The organism is Mesorhizobium sp. B263B2A (assembly GCF_020165775.1).
Taxonomy (GTDB): domain Bacteria; phylum Pseudomonadota; class Alphaproteobacteria; order Rhizobiales; family Rhizobiaceae; genus Mesorhizobium; species Mesorhizobium opportunistum.
Window position 1 is genome coordinate 147,856 of sequence record NZ_JAIUIU010000008.1, and the last position, 16,641, is coordinate 164,496.

At 60.4% G+C, this 16,641-nt stretch carries 11 protein-coding genes and 1 pseudogene; 5 read left to right on the forward strand and 7 right to left on the reverse strand.

What is annotated here, in order from left to right; genetic code table 11:
- Positions 1–29: 29 nt before the first annotated feature.
- Positions 30–1,168 (reverse strand): annotated as a pseudogene (locus LB568_RS15620) (trans-sulfuration enzyme family protein); the annotation flags it as partial.
- Between the two features lie 110 nt (positions 1,169–1,278).
- Between LB568_RS15620 and LB568_RS15625 the strand changes: the two are divergent.
- The 5 genes from LB568_RS15625 to LB568_RS15645 all read left to right on the forward strand — a co-directional run bounded on the left by LB568_RS15625 (position 1,279) and on the right by LB568_RS15645 (position 7,725).
- Positions 1,279–2,784 (forward strand): PLP-dependent aminotransferase family protein, encoded by a 1,506-nt coding sequence (locus tag LB568_RS15625; RefSeq protein ID WP_064994856.1) that lies wholly within the window; start codon positions 1,279–1,281, stop codon positions 2,782–2,784.
- A 215-nt stretch (positions 2,785–2,999) separates the two neighbouring features.
- The gene (locus LB568_RS15630) at positions 3,000–3,722 is read left to right on the forward strand and encodes a B3/4 domain-containing protein (protein ID WP_176479568.1); all 723 of its coding nucleotides are present in this window, start codon (positions 3,000–3,002) and stop codon (positions 3,720–3,722) included.
- 478 nt (positions 3,723–4,200) lie between these two features.
- Positions 4,201–4,821 (forward strand): FMN-binding negative transcriptional regulator, encoded by a 621-nt coding sequence (locus tag LB568_RS15635; RefSeq protein WP_064994855.1) that lies wholly within the window; start codon positions 4,201–4,203, stop codon positions 4,819–4,821.
- Positions 4,822–5,386: 565 nt separating this feature from the next.
- A complete protein-coding gene (locus LB568_RS15640) occupies positions 5,387–6,229 on the forward strand; it encodes a TIM barrel protein (RefSeq protein ID WP_064994854.1) in 843 nt (280 codons plus the stop codon).
- 821 nt (positions 6,230–7,050) lie between these two features.
- On the forward strand, positions 7,051–7,725 hold the full coding sequence (locus LB568_RS15645) for a transposase (protein ID WP_224655970.1): 675 nt from the start codon (positions 7,051–7,053) through the stop codon (positions 7,723–7,725).
- Between the two features lie 209 nt (positions 7,726–7,934).
- Here LB568_RS15645 and LB568_RS15650 read toward each other — a convergent pair whose 3' ends face one another.
- The 6 genes from LB568_RS15650 to nodC all read right to left on the reverse strand — a co-directional run bounded on the left by LB568_RS15650 (position 7,935) and on the right by nodC (position 16,641).
- Positions 7,935–11,111, reverse strand: a complete 3,177-nt coding sequence (locus LB568_RS15650) for an efflux RND transporter permease subunit (RefSeq protein ID WP_095790674.1) — start codon at positions 11,109–11,111, stop codon at positions 7,935–7,937.
- A gap of 80 nt (positions 11,112–11,191) precedes the next feature.
- Complete coding sequence (locus LB568_RS15655; protein WP_086081372.1) at positions 11,192–12,367, reverse strand: efflux RND transporter periplasmic adaptor subunit; 1,176 nt, start codon at positions 12,365–12,367, stop codon at positions 11,192–11,194.
- Positions 12,368–12,505: 138 nt separating this feature from the next.
- Positions 12,506–13,243, reverse strand: a complete 738-nt coding sequence (locus LB568_RS15660; protein ID WP_064993564.1) for a sulfotransferase — start codon at positions 13,241–13,243, stop codon at positions 12,506–12,508.
- A 116-nt stretch (positions 13,244–13,359) separates the two neighbouring features.
- Positions 13,360–14,148 (reverse strand): ABC transporter permease, encoded by a 789-nt coding sequence (locus tag LB568_RS15665; protein WP_064993578.1) that lies wholly within the window; start codon positions 14,146–14,148, stop codon positions 13,360–13,362.
- Positions 14,149–14,151: 3 nt separating this feature from the next.
- Positions 14,152–15,066, reverse strand: coding sequence for a nodulation factor ABC transporter ATP-binding protein NodI (gene nodI, locus LB568_RS15670; protein ID WP_064993563.1), 915 nt, complete (start codon positions 15,064–15,066; stop codon positions 14,152–14,154).
- Positions 15,067–15,288: 222 nt separating this feature from the next.
- The gene (gene nodC / locus LB568_RS15675; RefSeq protein WP_064993562.1) at positions 15,289–16,641 is read right to left on the reverse strand and encodes a chitooligosaccharide synthase NodC; all 1,353 of its coding nucleotides are present in this window, start codon (positions 16,639–16,641) and stop codon (positions 15,289–15,291) included.

Below are 16,641 nucleotides of genomic sequence, written 5' to 3' on the forward strand. Positions count from 1 at the left end.
CGCCAAGCGATAGTGACGGCAGCGACGGCGTCTTCAAGTCCTACCCACAGGCGCATGAGGTCGTCGCCGACTGCTTCAGGCAAATGCGCGTCCTTGCAGATTAACTTGCGCGAGCGGGTCAGGCTTGCCGGATGATAAATGAGACGGTCAGCATCGCCAAGGCTGACTGCCCTGGTGATCAACGTGAGACCGTCCATCATACGGCGCGCGCCCTCGAACCCCGTTTGGAGAGCCAACATGCCTGAGCCGTTCGACATCTGTCTGCGCGCGATCTCATGGTCGGGATGAGAGCGGAGAAACGGATAGCTAACCCAAGCCACAGCCCGGTGCGTCGAGCGCCTGGGCGACCGCGAGCCCAGAGGCACTGTGACGCTCCATACGCAGCGTGAGTGTCTTCAGCCCGCGCAAGATCAGGAACGCGGACATGGGCGAGAGCGCTGCCCGGGTCGGATAGCGCAGGCCAGTTTCGCGCAACAGGTGCAATGTCTTCGCATCGCCGAGTATGACACCGCCCCGCGCATCGCCATGTCCGTTGATGTACTTGGTCAGCGAATGGATCACGATGTCAGCTCCGAGTTCCAGCGGACGCTGGAGGGCGGGCGAGGCGAAGGTGCTGTCGACCGCGACCTTCACGCCGCGAGAGTGGGCGTGTTTGGCAATGGCAGCGATGTCGAGGATACGGCTCAACGGGTTGATCGGCGTCTCGAAGAAAACGAGCCGAGTCCTTTTCGGTGATGGCCCCCTTGAGATTACTGGGATTTGACAGGTCGAGGGCAACGACCTTAGTCAAAATGCGGCAGGCCCTGTTCGACCATGGCGAGTGCATTGGCATAAACGGTGTTGTGGACGATGAGTTCGTCACCTTGCGAAAGCAGCGAAAGGATCAGCGTGCCGAAGGCCGCCATCCCCGAGGCGAGTACCAGCCCAGCATCGGCTCCTTCGAGATTGGCGAGCCGCTTTTCGAGGACCCCAGTCGTCGGGTTGTATTCGCGTGCGTAGAAGTCTTCCGCCAAGGGCTGCGGCGGCTTCGTTTGCTGCCACGCCTTCAAATCTAGGTCGATGTAAGAAACACAGGCGTCTGAACGGAATTGGAAAAGCCGGCCGGATCGTAGCCGTGATGGATGACCCGGGTGGCAAATGCGAGGTCGACCTCGTTCCGGAATGGCATTGATATTGCCTCGTTTTCAAGCGGATCTTCGGCGCTGGCCATCGGCTTTAGCCCTCTTGATTTCGGGGACAATGCCGTCACACTAACTCAGATGGAACGTTCAGTTGGCGATGAAAGAAATGGTCCAGCCTTCTCCTGCCGCTTCGACAGCTCGCCCTCAAGGTCTGGGCGCGCGCCAGATCTGCGAAGCTCTTCGCGAGCAGATCCTGGGCGGCATCTATGAAACGGGCAGCCAACTGCCGTCGTCCCGGGGCCTCGCAAATGAACTCGGTGTGTCGCGAACCACGGTGACGGTGGCATATGACCAGCTGGTCGCCGAGGGTTTCATTGAGGTCATCCAAGGCGCAAGACCTCGCGTTGCAGCTTCGCTAGTCGGGAGTAAAGCGACCAGCGCGGTGCCGAAACGGACTGGCCCGATTCACCTTTCCAGTTACGGCGAGCGACTGCGCGCCAGTCCGCCACGGTCCGACTACCTCCCCAACCGTCTCAAGGTCGATTTCCGCTACGGCGACCTCGCACCATCTGATTTCCCTGCACTGACGTGGAAGCGCGCGATGAACGCGGCGATGTCACAAAGTACCGGAAGGCTGGCCTATCACGATCCACGCGGCTCGCATCGCTTGCGCCAGGCGTTGCAGGGATATTTGTGGCGCGCCCGAACGCTTAGCTGCCGGGTCGAGCAGATCCTCGTCGTGAGTGGATCACAACAGTGCCTGGACCTTTGCGCGCGTCTGCTGCTGGATCCTGCTGACAGCTTCGTGATCGAGGATCCCTGCTATAGAATGGCGCGCCTGGTCTTTGCCAGCACAGGAGCCACTCCAGTGGCCGTCGCCGTCGATAGCGAGGGCATGAAGACGGAGCTGCTGCAGGAAATTCCGGCGCGGCTGGCCTATGTCACCCCGTCGCACCAGTTCCCGCTCGGCGGCGTCTTGTCGATTTCGCGGCGCTATCAGCTTCTCGAATGGGCTCGGCGCAACGACGCCTATATCATCGAGGACGATTACGATGGCGAGTACCGGTACGACATTCGTCCGGTGCCCCCGTTGCACAAGCTGGAAGACCGCAGTTCCGTGATCTATGTTGGGACGATCTCCAAGACACTGTCGCCGATGCTGCGCATCGGCTACCTGGTGGTTCCGGCCGAGTTGCAAGATGTCTTTGCGACGGCCAAGCAGCTTCTCGACAGGCATTCTCCGGTTGCCGAACAGGAGGCCCTGGCCTCACTTATCGAGAGCGGTGGTTATGAAAGCCATGTGCGACGCGTCCGCCGTCTCAACGGCGAGCGTCGAGAGGCGCTGCTTGCCGTCCTTCAACGCGCGTTCGCAGACAGTATTGTCATCGAGGGTGCTGATGCAGGGCTGCATGTCGTCGTCTGGTTCAAGGATCTTTCTCGCTCGCTGGAGGACATCCTGGTTGAAGAGGCGCGGCGGGTCGGGGTGGGCATCCATCCGATTTCATCACTATACATTCGAGATGAAGGCCGTGCTGACCGGATTGGACTGGTGATGGGCTATTCCGCCCTGACCATTCGGCAGATCGAGAATGGCGTTCGGCTCCTTACTGGCGCTGTTCAACGGGTAAAAAGCCTTGCGAGCACTCGGCAACATCCTCAATAACCGGCCTGACGGTGCACAGGCCTGGCTCGTGACCCCAGAGTCACGCCGGCAGCGATCGCAGACTGGATCAGCAAGACTTGCCATGACTGGCCCTGTCGCCCAGTCAGGGTCCAGGGCAGTACTCTGACCCTGCGACCTGGCGAAGAGAGTTCTCGACGAGACTCCTACATCCAGTGGAAGCAAGGCGCCGTGCGGCCGGCTTAAAGGAGAAAGCGTTGATGGATTTTCCGCTGATCGACGAGGAAATGGCAGAGATCGCACCTGACTTTCGCGCTATCAGCATTCTTGTTGATGCACAGGACAGTGCGCGAGGCGTCATGGCTCGAGACGTGTTGGGAGAGGCTTGCGATTTCGTCCGAGCGGGAGGACCCGCCTGGGGAGAAGCGCACTTAGCCAATTGGGCGGAGGCATACGTCCGATTCGGAGCAAAACCAAACCGGACGCCGTGCTCGGCGCACGCATTGAAAAAACGGGTGGAGAGGGACGGCCGCATCCCATCGATAAATCCTGTCGTTGACCTCTACAATGCAGTGAGCCTGCGTTTCGCAATACCCGTCGGCGGCGAAAATTTCGATGCATACGTCGGTAAACCACGGCTGACAATTGCGGAAGGAACGGAGTGCTTCCACACTGTTTTGAATGGCGAAGCGGTCGTCGAACAGCCTTCCAAGGGGGAGGTCATCTGGCGCGACGATCTGGCAGTTACATGTCGCCGCTGGAACTGGCGGCAGGGCACGCGCACCCGGTTGGAGACGGTGGGCGGCCGCATGTGGTTTATTTTGGAAAGCTTAGCAGCGATGCCGGAGGGAGCGCTCGAGGACGCAGCTAAGATGCTCGTGAGCGGTCTGAGAGAGCTTGCACCAGGGTGTAAGGTTTACGAACAGGAAATCACCACCGCAAAAGCCTCGGTCGCCAGTTCCGCCAGGCGGGTCGGTTGAGGAACGTGCCATCCCTGTCATCGCGGCTGAGCTGGCCTGCATGCGCGGCCTGATAGGCAGGCCGGCAGCACGGAAGCCTATCAGAGATGTCGATCGAGAGGCGTATGCTCACCCGTCGGGGGAGCTCTCCGCCTCCTTCGAAGGCTAACTTCCCGAGCAGATCGGTACGCAGCCATATCTGCGGGTCGCGAGCTTGCCGCCGACACCGCCAGCGGCTCGGCGGCACATGCTGTGTCCTAATTAATTTTGCCAACCCGGGAGGACGGCGCCAGCTCGGCGTCACACAGGTCCTGCTGGGCTACGCAAGCTGGACACACGGCCCTCTACGACTGTTGGGCCACTAAGATAGTTGGCCCGATGATCTGGGCTCGCCAGGTCACTTCACCAACTGGACGACTTCATTTGTAATTAACTGGCTGTTTCCTGAGGGTCAGATTGCCGGTATCCCGACCTGCAGCGCACACACGGAGTTCCCCCGATGTACACCCCTCCCGCCTTCCGCGATGATGATATGGATTTCCTGCGGGCGAGCGTCCGCGCATCTCCTCTGGCGAACTTCGTCACCGCGACGGCCGAGGGACTCTTCGCCTCGCCGCTGCCCCTCTTGCTTGATGAAAGCGAGGGCGAGCACGGCGTGATCTACGGCCATCTCGCCAAGGCCAATCCACAGTGCCGTGTTCCCCCGCTGGGCGACGGTCTGGCCATCTTCATGGGGCCGGAAGCTTACGTGACCCCGGCGTGGTATGCGACCAAACAGGAAACCGGGAAGGTTGTGCCTACCTGGAATTACGTCACCGTCCACGCCTATGGCCCGGTCGAGTTCTTCGAGGACACCGGGAGGCTGCTGGAGGCCGTGAATCGCCTGACCGACCACCAAGAGGGTGAGCGCGTCTCGCCCTGGGCGGTGTCGGATGCGCCGTCGGATTTCGTGCAGGCCCAACTCCGCGGAATTGTGGGTCTGCGCATGTCGATCACGAGGATCGAGGGCAAGCGCAAGATGAGCCAGAATCGGAACGCGGCCGACCGTGCCGGAGTGGCTGCGGGCCTCGCAGCGAGCGAGCGGGCATCTGACCGTGAGGTCGCCTCCTTCATCCCTTAGCAACATAAACTTCGTTGGTATCGACCACCATGACAAATTTGACGCAACTCGCCCCACGCCTTGCCGCGGCTTTTGTGCTGGCGATAACGCCTGGTGCTCGGCGACTCTATGTTGTCGCCCGCAGTCTCGCCGGCGGTCGCCCCGATTGCGTTCAATACGCTCGCCGACGCGTTGGCCTTGTGCCCAGAGCCATTAAAGGCCGCACAGCAGCGCGTCCTGGATTGAATCAGAGCCTGAGGGAGAGGTCGGGGAGGCCCTATGATTGCACTGGCCGTCCACCTCGCTACGGCGGAGCAGCCGGCCACATCAGTTTGGCTCCGGAGCGGTTCAGCATCCTTGCGGCCTGGTACTCACTCTGCAGAAGCGGCTGGGTAGGCTGGATCCATCTTCGGTCATTTCGCTTAGCAGATGAATGTCTCAAGAGGCGCGGTGGTACCCGTTGCGTGAAAGTCGGCTCACAATGATAGACAATCCTATGAATAGAGAGCGGGTGACTTCGACCGGCTCGCCTCCCTATGCCGAACATTTCGGCCTTGAAAATCGAGAAACGGCCAGTGAGCCGCGAATGGCGGCCGCCTTGATGAAAGAACGCCACTCCGTGCGCCTGGCGCCGCTTCGGTTTGCGCTCGACCATATGGCGACACCTGGGCTTGACGTCATGACGTTCCTCGCACTCGCCCGCGATCTCGGTCTGACCGACGTGCAAGTCCGGACTAATCCTTGCAGCAAGGCTGTTGTGCGCGGCAAGCCGTCGGCGGATATCCGGGCTGCCGCTGCCGAAGCGGGAGTCACGATTATCTCAGTCAACGCCTTGCAGCGATTCGACGAGTGGACTCCCGCCCGCAAAGCCGAGGCCAGCAAGCTCGCCGATTATGCGGCCGCCTGCGGCGCCCAGGCGCTCATGCTGGTGCCGGTGAACGACGGTTCGCGGTCCGCCAATGCCGAGCGCCAAGGCAATCTCCGCGTCGCCTTAAAGGCGCTAAAGCCAATACTTCAGTCGCGGGGTCTCGTTGGGTATATCGAGCCGCTTGGGTTCCAGACCTCCTCACTTCGGTCGAAAAAAGAAGCGGCTAGCGCCATTGCCTCGGTTGATGGCCAGTCCGCCTTCCGGCTTGTCCACGATACATTCCACCACACGCTTGCCAGCGAGACGTCCTTCTTCTGCGACTTGACCGGTCTCGTGCACATTTCGAGCATAAACGATCCAACCTTCTGGATTCGCCCGGATCGCATCCTGGGCGGCTCGGACAATTGCAGCCAAATCCGGACGCTACTCGATGGCGGCTATTCGGGCCCCTTCTCCTTTGAGCTTGTGGAGGAGGTCCATGCGTTAAATGACTTTGCAGGCGCATTTGCCGCCAGCATCGATCTCATCCGACGCGGGCTTCTCAGGCGAGTTCCGGTTTGAGGCGCGGAGGCAATTGAGCGGAGAAGTCATTGGAGATCGCTCCTGTGCCCTGATCATGCAGGTGCTTTGCGGGTCGCCATTGTTTCAAGACTGGCCATGGACCGCCTTGGGCGGCCCTGCCAAGTAGATGGGTCGGCAAGGCGAAACCTTGGATCTGGTGCTGAGGGGGCGGGCTATCGAAACTTTTGTGTTAGACCATGTCTGATTGAGGGGCGAACATTAGCGTAGCCCGATCTAAGTCAAGCGAGCTTGCGCCCAGCCGATTTGGGGTTTCTTCAGCACTGCCTCGCAACGTCCGGGGTTCAGCTCAAAGACATCGATCGTGTGTCGTTCCACGCTGCCGAAGCGAATGTAACCCCCGCTCGATAAAGGCCTCGAGCCCGACGCTTCAATCCCTTTCACGCCAACCCCCCCCTACGCCGCTCGCTCACTGCCGCGCTGTTGAGCGCGCGCTCGCGAGCGGCTTCTCCCGTCGAGTTACACCGTCCCGGCACGTGACCCGCAGAACTGACAGACAGATTGGATCGGCTCTTGAGCAGTTCCTTTCAGTTCGTACCCCTGCCGTCGATGCACAATCAAAGACACGATAGATAGTTTTTGCATGCTGCGGACTCCGCCACCTGGTCGATATCGAGAGATGGCATAGTGCCTACTTGCTTCTAGGTACTCGCAGGAATCGTTATGGTCCGCGGTGTACGTCACCAACAGGTCTTGCTCGGGCGGTCGGATGCATATAGCTCGACTGCAGAAGAATCGGCCGGACCTTCACCCGTCGCCTGCCGCGACTTCCAGCGCAATTCGTTTTCAACAAGGAACTACCTATGAGGCGGCAGCCCCCGGCATTCACGGTCGAGATAAGACAGAAGCGCAGTTCTCAAAAGCGAAGTGGTTCCATCTGGAGCGGTGTCGATCTTACCGCAGCAACGGCCGAGACAAGAAGAGAACTCGAGGAGATGGATCTGCCAAATCATCGACTTGTTGACTCAAGCGTCGTAGCGCTTGATGCTGAACACAGGCACAAACCGCGAGCGGAGCATCTCATGGCAAATTCCCTGGACGCTGAACCAGTAACAACTACAACCCAACCGGCAGCCAAAGTGGAGATGCCTGAAAAGAAGAAGGCCAAACGGTCGCCGAAGGCGAAGGCTGAGCCTAGGCCAGCTGCTCGGAAGAATGCCAGCGCGGCGTCTAAGGCGGAGGAAGCACCAGCAGCGACGACCGGACGTAAGACCTACTCTGAAAAGGAGCGCGCCGAGATGCTCGCCCTCATACAAAAGTCTATCAGTGGCGGCGCCACCCACAAGAGCGCCGTAAAGCAGGCCGGCATCTCGGAACAGACCTACTATCAATGGAAGAAAGCTACGCCGCCGGCGCCGGTTGGTGACGATCTGAAGGACCTCGTCGCGCTTGAGGAAGAAAACAAGCGACTGAAGAGCCTGCTCGCGGAACGCCTGCGCAAGGAGAACGCGGAACTGAAGAGGAAGCTCGGGCTTTAGTAATCCTGAATCGCGGATCGGAGCGCCAGAATTCTTGTCCGACGCCCGCTATCCGAGAGGTCGTAGTTTACGCGTCTGCGCTTCCCAAGGACCTGAACGCAAGTCGAAGAGCATTTGCGTCAGGCACTGCCCACCGTATTGCGGGGCAAACAAGCAAAAGGCCGCCCGTTGTTCCGGGCGGCCTTTGCCATTCAAATCATGCAGCGTGCCTATTCGGCGGCTTTCGGGAAGGCGATCGCTGGTTCCGGACCGGCATCCGCTTTTTGCGCATCCGACGAGATCTCACCCTTGCCGCGCCGGTACAGCCGGCTGAACAAGCCGCGCCGTGCGCCCGGCTTGATCTTGGCGCGGGTGAACACCATCAGCATCGAGGGTGTCACCACCAGCGTCAGCACCGTCGCGAAGGACAGGCCGAAGACGATCGCCGAGGACAGCGAAATCCACCATTGCGTCGACGGCGCGTTGATCGTCGTCTCGTGGTGGAAGATTTCCAGCCCAAGGCCAAAGGCGATCGGCAGCACGCCGAGAATGGCCGATACCGCCGTCAGCACCACCGGGCGCGCGCGCTCGCGGCAGGTCTGCAGCACGGCCTCCATCTTGTCCCAGCCCTCTTCGCGCAGCCGGTCATAGGTGTCGATCAGCACGATGTTGTTGTTCACCACCACGCCGGCCAGAGCGATGACGCCGATGCCCGACATGACGATGCCGAACGTCTCGCCTGTTATCAGCAGTCCGAGGAACACGCCGATCGTCGCCATGACCACGCAGGACAGCACCAGCCAGACGCTGGTGAATTTGTTGAACTGCATCAGCAGCACCAGGAAGATCAGGAAGATCGCCGCCCCGAAGGCCTTGCCAAGGAAGGCGCTGGCCTCGGCGCTGTCTTCGTTCGAGCCGGCCAGCTTCCAACGTATGCCGCTGCCGAGATCCATCCCGGAGACGGCCTTGGTGACCTCCGCCTGCACGGCCGCGACCTGGGCGCCTGCGGCAACGTTTGCCTGGACGACCACCGTGCGCGCGCCGTCGATACGGTTGAGGATACCGACCGTCGGCTCCGGCTTGCGCACGACGAAATTCGAGATCGGCACCGAGCCTTGCGAGGTCTGCACCCTGAGCTCGTCGAGCGTCGACAGCGTGCGCCGGTCTTCCGGCAGACGCAGCCTGATGTCGACGGCGTCGTCGGCGCCGGCAGGCCGGTATTCCGAAAGCTTCAGCCCGTTGGTCACCAGTTGCACCACTGTGCCGACAGCGGTTGGGCTGATGCCATATTGCGCTGCCTTGGCACGGTCGACCTCGAGCGCCCAGTCGACGCCGGGCGGCGGGAGGCCGTCGGAAATGTCGATGACGCCAGGCACCTTGCCGATGCGTGCCGCAACCGCGCGCGCTTTGTCGTCGAGCCCCTTGGGGTCGACGGCCGAAAGCCTGATCTGGATCGGCTTGCCCGTCTGCGGGCCGGCTTCCGGAACGCGAACCTCGACGTCGACGCCTGGAATGCCGGCCATGACGCCACGCAAATCGTTCAGGATATCGTTGGCCGATTTGCGCTCGCGCCAGTCGATGAATTCATACTGGATGACGCCGACGACGTCCTCGGACACATCCTGGCCGCCGCCCTGCGTCTTGCCGACACGGGTATAGACAGACTTCACGCCCGGCCAGCCGAGCAGCCGGTTTTCCGCCGTCTTGGTGGCCGCGTCCATTTCGGCAAGCGAAAGATTGCCGCGGGCGTGGACATAGAGCAGGCCGTAGTCAGGCTCGACATTCGGGAAGAATTCGACGCCGGCGCCGAATTTCGAATAGGCGTAGCCCACGCCAAACAACAGCGCCACGGTGAGGACAAGCACGGTGATGGGATAATGCACCGCCTGCTTGACCACGGCCATGTACCAGCCGTCGCGATTGTCGTCGGGGTGATGGGCGGGCGCCTTGGCGAATATGGCGCCCAGCGTCGGTGCGAAGACCAGCGCATAGAGCATCGAGGCCGAGAGCGTCACGATCAGCGTGATCGGCATATATTTCATGAAGTCGCCGATGATGCCCGGCCAGAACAACAGCGGTGAGAAGGCGGCAATGCGCGTCATCGTCGCCGCGATGACCGGGCCAGCCATGCGCTTGGCGGCAAGCGCGAACGCTTGCTCCTTCGGCATGCCCTCGCTCATGCGTCGCTCGGCGAACTCGGTGACGATGATGGCATCGTCGACCAGCATGCCGACAGCCAGGATGAGGCTGAACAGCACGATCATGTTGATCGTGTAGCCCATCATCGCCAGCAACAGGATGCCGATCAGGAAGGATGAGGGGATGGCCAATCCGATCAGCAGCGAGGCACGACCCGACAGCGCGTAGAGGATGACGATGAACACCAGGATGACGGCGATCATGACGTGGTTCTGCAGATCGCCGAGCAACTGGTTGACGAAGACCGACTTGTCCTGCGTGTAGGTGACGTTCATGCCTTGCGGCATCGTCTTGACGTAGGCGTCGGACACCTCCCTGACCTTGGCGAGCGTGTCGATCAGATTGGCGCCGATGCGCTTCTTGACTTCGATGGCGATGGCCGGCTTGCCATTGAGGCGCGTGATCGTCGTGGCATCGGCGAAGGTCGAGCGGATCGTCGCGATGTCCTTGGCCTGCACCACGGCATTGGGGCCGGCGACCACGGGCAAGGCCGCCACGTCCTCGGGCGTCTCGATCAGTGACGGCACCTTGACGGCGTATTTGCCTTCCGAGCCTTCGATATTGCCGGCGGCGACCAGACTGTTGGAGGCACCGACAGCGCCGATCAGCTGATCGAGTTGCAACCCGTAGGACGACAGTTTCATCGGATCGATGACGACTTCGACAAGATCGTCGCGCGAACCCTGCAACGAGCCCTCCAGGACGCCTGGCACTTCCTCGATGCGGTCGCGCAACTCGCGCGCCGCGGCGGCTAGCACGCGTTCGGGCAATTCGCCCGACAGGGTGACGACGAGGACGGGGAATTCGGAGATGTTGACTTCGGTAACGACCGGCTCTTCGGCCGCCTGCGGCAGGTCGGCCTTGCCGTCCTGGACCTTGGAGCGCGTGTCCTGCAAGGCCGTCGCCAGATTTGTCTGCGGCTGGAACTCGACCAGCACATAGCCGCCGCCCTGGAAGGCGGCCGAGCGCATTTCCTTGAGGCCTTTCAGGCTCTTCAGCTTGCTTTCCATCGGCCGCAGCAGAAGGCGCTCCGAATCCTCCGGCGAAATGCCCTGATAGATCAGGCTGATATACATCATCGGAATCGGAACGTCGGGCTCGGCTTCCTTCGGCGTCGACTGATAGGCGACCCAGCCGGCGAGCAGAAGGAAGACGAGGACCGAAATGGTCAGGCGGGCATTGTTGATTGCGAGTCTGACGATATCCATGGCTAACGCCTGTTCTTGAATTTCACGAGCTGCGTCGCAGCCAAGTGTCCCCGCCCGGGGTCTGTCCGCCGTACCCCATGCTACTGCGTGCCGGCGGTCGCTTCGCCCAGCAGTTTCTGGATGGTTGCCTGGTCGGCTTCGACCGGCTTGACCTCATCGCCTTCCTTCACCAGTTCCTGGCCGGCAACGATGATGCGCGCATCGGCAGGGATGCCGCCAAGCACCAAGCCGGTCGGCGTGTCGTCGACGAGGTCGATGGGGAAGAACGCAACCTTGTTGTCCTTGCCGACGGCACGGATGCCGAGGTCGCCCTTGTCGCCGAGCGTCACCACCGAGCGCGGCAGCAGCACCGCATCGGTCGGCAGCGCGCTGAGTGCGATTTCCGCCGTCATGCCGGCCGGCACGGAGCCGTCGGCATTGGGGACGGCAACCTCGACGCGGAAGGTGCGGGTCGCCGAAGAGGCGTCGCGGCTGATGTAGCGCACGGTGCCTTCGACGGTCTGGCCGCTGACCAGCCGTATGGTGGCCTTGTCCCCGAGTTTCAGGTAGCCGAGATCGCGCTCGCTGACTTCGCCGCGGGCAATCACCGGATCGAGCTTGAGGATGGTTGCCACCTCGCCGCCCTGCATGATGGAACTGCCAAGTTCCACCGGCACCCGGTCGATAACGCCGTCGAAGGGCGCCTTCACCTCGTTGCGGTCAAGTTCGGCCTGTGCCGTTTCCAGTTGCGACTGCGCCGAGGTCAGGTTCGAGCGCGCGGTGTCGAGCTGCAGCTTCGGCAGATTGCCGGTCTTCATCAGCCGCAAGGCTGCGTCCAACTCGGCCTGGCGCTGCACCACCAACTGCTTTGCATTGTCGACCATCGAGATCTTTTCTTCCGCCGCAAGCATCAGCACCAGATCCCCCGTCTTGACGTGATCGCCTTGCTTGACAGGCAGCTTGTCGATGACACCGGCGACGCGCGTCGCCAGCACCGCCCGCTTGTCGGCTTCGGTCAGCCCGGAAATGCGGATGGCGCGTGCATAGGTCTTGCGTGGCGGCGTCACCACCGCAACGGTGCGCAGCGGTGCCTTCGGCTCGGCTTCAGCCGTCTTCGGCTTGGCCGCGTCCGGCGCCTTGGCCTGTTCGGCTTCGGCTGCCTTGGCTTTGTTGGCGGCTACGCTGCCGACCGACGAAAACTCGCCTGTCGCCATCCACGCCGCGAAACCAATGAGCACAACAATGGCTGCAAGCTTGTGAAACCTGATGTTGGGCATCGTCATTTTTCCACCGCGGGTTCACCTCTGTATGAGGCAAGCGGTCCTCGTTGATGCCGGAGAAGCCAACCCAGGGAAGCGACCACGATCAGATGGCACAGAAGCTAGGCTGCGACCGTGAACCGAGAACGGCGCCAGTCAGAGAGTCCCCGCTTCAAAGAACCGGGCGTAAGGTCCATCCGCGAAGTGGAGCTGCAACTCATCAAAATTCTGCACGGTCTGGTCTAGCGCTCGCGTTTCCTGGCGCTGAAGGTTGGCTGGATCAGATAGCTCGATGGTCGGCGCGCCCAGGAAATCCCAAACCTTTCCTAAGCAAGCAGCGGGCTCGTGAAGGAGGCTCTCGTATTCCACTACGAGCAGCTGGCTCGACGTGAAGGAGTGCTCAATGCGCGCGTGGAAATCGTCCGCGGCTTTGAAGTAAGCCTCACAGTCAGCGATTGACAATCGGACGCGCGGTGGCCGAGCGGCGTCCGAACTGAATTTCAGCCATTGCCCGCTTTGTCTTGCCTGTGCAAAGGACCGTAGCGATTCTAATATATTTCGAGTTACGAGAATGACTTTGAGGGCTGGCCAACGAGTCAGTTCGGCAAAAAAAGCTGGGCGTTCGCGAAATTGGGGTTCATTGATCTTGCAGCCGACATGCGTCACTTTCTTGTAGTCTGGCGTGGGATAGCGCAAGTAGGCTTGTTCGAGGAGCTCACGATCGGTGCGTAGCAGGCGATCCTTCCCGGGCCAATTGGCATCATACTCATTGAGCAGCTCACCGTTGCTTAGTACCGTCGGATGCTCGTTTAGCAATTCCTCGAGATAGTGTGTGCCAGTCCTTGGCATCGCAAGGATCACAAAAGGCTGAGGCGTAGGCGTGGGGTGAGTCATTGCTATGTGTTTCCAGCTAGTAGCGGTCGCGAGGGTTTAGGGCAGACCAGGGCACAACAAGCTCGGCTGCTATGTCTTGAACTGGACTCAATCCTCTCGTGCCGGTCGCAGCAGCATCAACGCATCAGACGTCGACGAAACAGCGCAGCAGAGAGGAAAAACGGCAATACGGCGTACATACAAAGTGCGCCGATATGCAGCCCGACGTTGTCTGCCAAATGGCCGAGCATTACCGGACGGATCAGGTCGATAGAGTTCGCCAGCGGGGAGAAGGCCGCGACGCGCTGAAAGGCGCCTGGCAGTTGGCCGACTGGAAAGACCGCACCAGACAGGAACAGCATGGGTGTGATGACGAGCGTCTGATAGAATATAAAATAGTGGTAGCTGGGCGCGAGCGCGATGACGACCATTGCGAGGCTGGCAAAGGCAAAGCCGGTGAGAGCGACCACCGGCAGCACATAGGGCACGGACGTCCACGCCGCATAGCCCAGCGTAGCAGCAACAATGGTAATTGCCGTGCCTGCGAGAAAGGCCTTGGTGGCTGCCCACGCCAATTCACCGAGAACGATGTCGCCCAGCGTGAGTTGTGTATGCAGGATTGCTTCCCAGGTGCCCAGGTCGCGCATGCGACTGAAAACCGCGTATATTGTTTCGAAGGTCGATGCGGTCATCGCGCCTGTCGCGACCATCCCGGCTGCCAAGAAGGCAATATACGAGGCGCCTTCAACCTGACCCACCATTAGGCCAAGACCAGTACCGAGCCCGAAAAGGTAAATTAAAGGATCGGCGAGAGTACCGAGAAGAGACGCAAATGCGACCTTCTTCCACGCCAGATAGTTGCGGCGCCACACCGCAATCCAGTTCCACGCGTTGGCGGGCAGTGCCGCCGCAAGATCTTCACGCATCATTCACTTCTCCATCTCGCGTCCGGTTAGCCGCAAGAAGACGTCCTCCAGACTTGGTGGGCGCTCCAGAATCCGCAGACCTGCGCGCCCGCGAAGCTGGCCACGCACCTGCTCTGGATCGGGCGCATAGCAAAAGAGTGTCTCGCCGCTTACCTCAATGCGCTGAACGTACGGCTTGATTAGCGAAGTCAGCTCCTGCGGATTGCCGCCAAAGATCTCGATCACATTGCATCCAATATGTTCGTCTATCAACGCATGAGGGCTGCCCTCGGCAATCTTGCGTCCCCGCTCCAGTACACACAGCCGATCGCATAGCCGCTCAGCCTCTTCCATGAAGTGGGTGGTCAAAATGATTGTCTTTCCGCTCGCCAGCAGAAAACGGAGCCGCTCCCAGATCAGGTGGCGGGCGTGCGGGTCGAGGCCGGTAGTTGGCTCGTCCATTATAAGAAGTTGTGGGTCGTTGATCAGCGCGCGTGCCAACGTTAGACGCCGCTTCATGCCGCCTGACAGCTGGCCGACACGTGAGTCCGCCTTGCTCTCAAGGCGGGCAAACTCGAGGAGAGATGGAACGACCTCTTGAATCTTCCGTGTGCTCATGCCGAAGTATCGCCCGAACACCACCAGGTTCTCGCGGACCGTGAATTCCAGGTCCAGGTTGTCGAACTGCGGAACGACACCTATGCCCTTGCGGGCCAAGCGACTTCGAGCCGGCACCGGCACCCCGAGCACCGTGATCTTACCGGAGTCAGGCCGGGTCATGCCGAGGAGCATGCGGGCAATGGTGCTCTTGCCTGCACCGTTCGGCCCCAGCAGGCCGAAGCACTCTCCCGTCCCCACAGTGAAGGACAACCCTTTCACAACGAGTTTGCTGCCAAATGACTTGGTTACCTGGTCAAGGTCGATTGCTACATTGGACATACGTCTATCTCAGGCTGAAAACAGGCCAATCGGCCGGCCGGCAGCTTACTTTCGAGGTTCTGGTCCAGAGCAGCTGGTACCTGTGCTGGTCCTTGAGGAATGAGAGAAAGCGATTGTAGCAGCCGCGCAAAAAAGGGTCGAAGGCTACAGTCGCTTTCGGCTGGTTCTCGGTCTGATCGTTGATGTATGCCTAAGCTCACGACGTATTCTCTACCCAAGTGCTCAGTCGGAGCTGTGAAGAACGCCAGGCTCAACCAGCTGTGCAGAATCGCGCGAACGATCAGTACGATTCGAGCCGGCAATTCCCGGACTGCCTGTACCATTTGCCCTGGTGATCGGGTTTGCGACGATGATCGGCTTCTTGCTCCCATGGGGCTGGATGGCATTTTTGCGCGACAGCCAATCACTGTTGCTCAAGGTGCACAACGCATAAGCTTTCAAGGGAAGTAGGAGAAAGATGTTGATGAACGTGTGCAGAGAAAAGCCGAAGAACCGGACTTGGCGTGCACGCAAAGCTATCACGGTGCATCGAATGATCGTCATGCCGGCAATGATGATTGCCGTTGGCCAAGGCACCGTATTTGCCAATGCGAGCTCTGCGAGCCCGGCGAGTACAGCGACCGCGAGCAACAATGGACCGAGATTCTGTCCAATCACGTCCAACGTGAGGTAGCGATCGAGGCCCGGCAACAGGCGCAGTGCCAGCAGCGTGTCGCGGAAAGTGCTTCGTGCCCAGCGTAGTTGTTGGCGCAGATAGGGTCCCATCTTGTCCGGAACGACTGTCGCCGCGATGGCGTCCGGAACGTACTCGGTCCGAAAGCCTGCTTTCAGCATCAGGATGGTAAGATGGCGGTCCTCGCCGAAGTCGCTAGGTTTGCCCCTAAACAGCTGAGTTTCGTATTGATCCAGCAGCGACATCAGACAAGAGCGGCGGTACATTGCACAGGGGCCGCAACAGCACATGACCGCACCAAAGCGGGCCTGCGCTGCCCGTTCCTCGTTGCAAGCGAGCCAGTACTCCATGTCAATTAACCGGGTCAACCAAGTGTCGCTCCGGTTGGATGCCGTCAGCTGGCCCATGGCGGCGCCGATCGCTGGATCCCGCATCCTTGCGGTAAGTTTCGCGATCACGTCGGGCTCGAGAGTCGTGTCAGAGTCGACGCTGAGCACGAAATCTCCAGACGAACCACGGATCGCGGCGATCTGTGCTTTACGTTTGCCGACGTTGTGGGGGAGCTGAATAAAGGTGAATCTGGGGTCGTCTACGTAGGCGTGATGCACCGGCATGAGGGCGTTGCGATTTCCAGAACCGTCATCAACCACATAGACGTGCAGCTTTCCGGCGTATTCCTGGTTTGCAACCGAAGCCAGACAGGCCGAAAGTGTGCGCGGCTCCTCGTTGTAGCAGGGGATAATGACATCCACGCTCGGCCAAAGGTCGAAGGCGAGCAAGTCGTCCGAGCTTGAGGCAACGTGTCCCGGCTGCGCATAAACCGCTTGCATGCCTTTATAAACGGTCGAGAGCAGCGCGTAACACGAAACGGCGACGGTACTGGCTGTGGTAAGCGGGTCCAT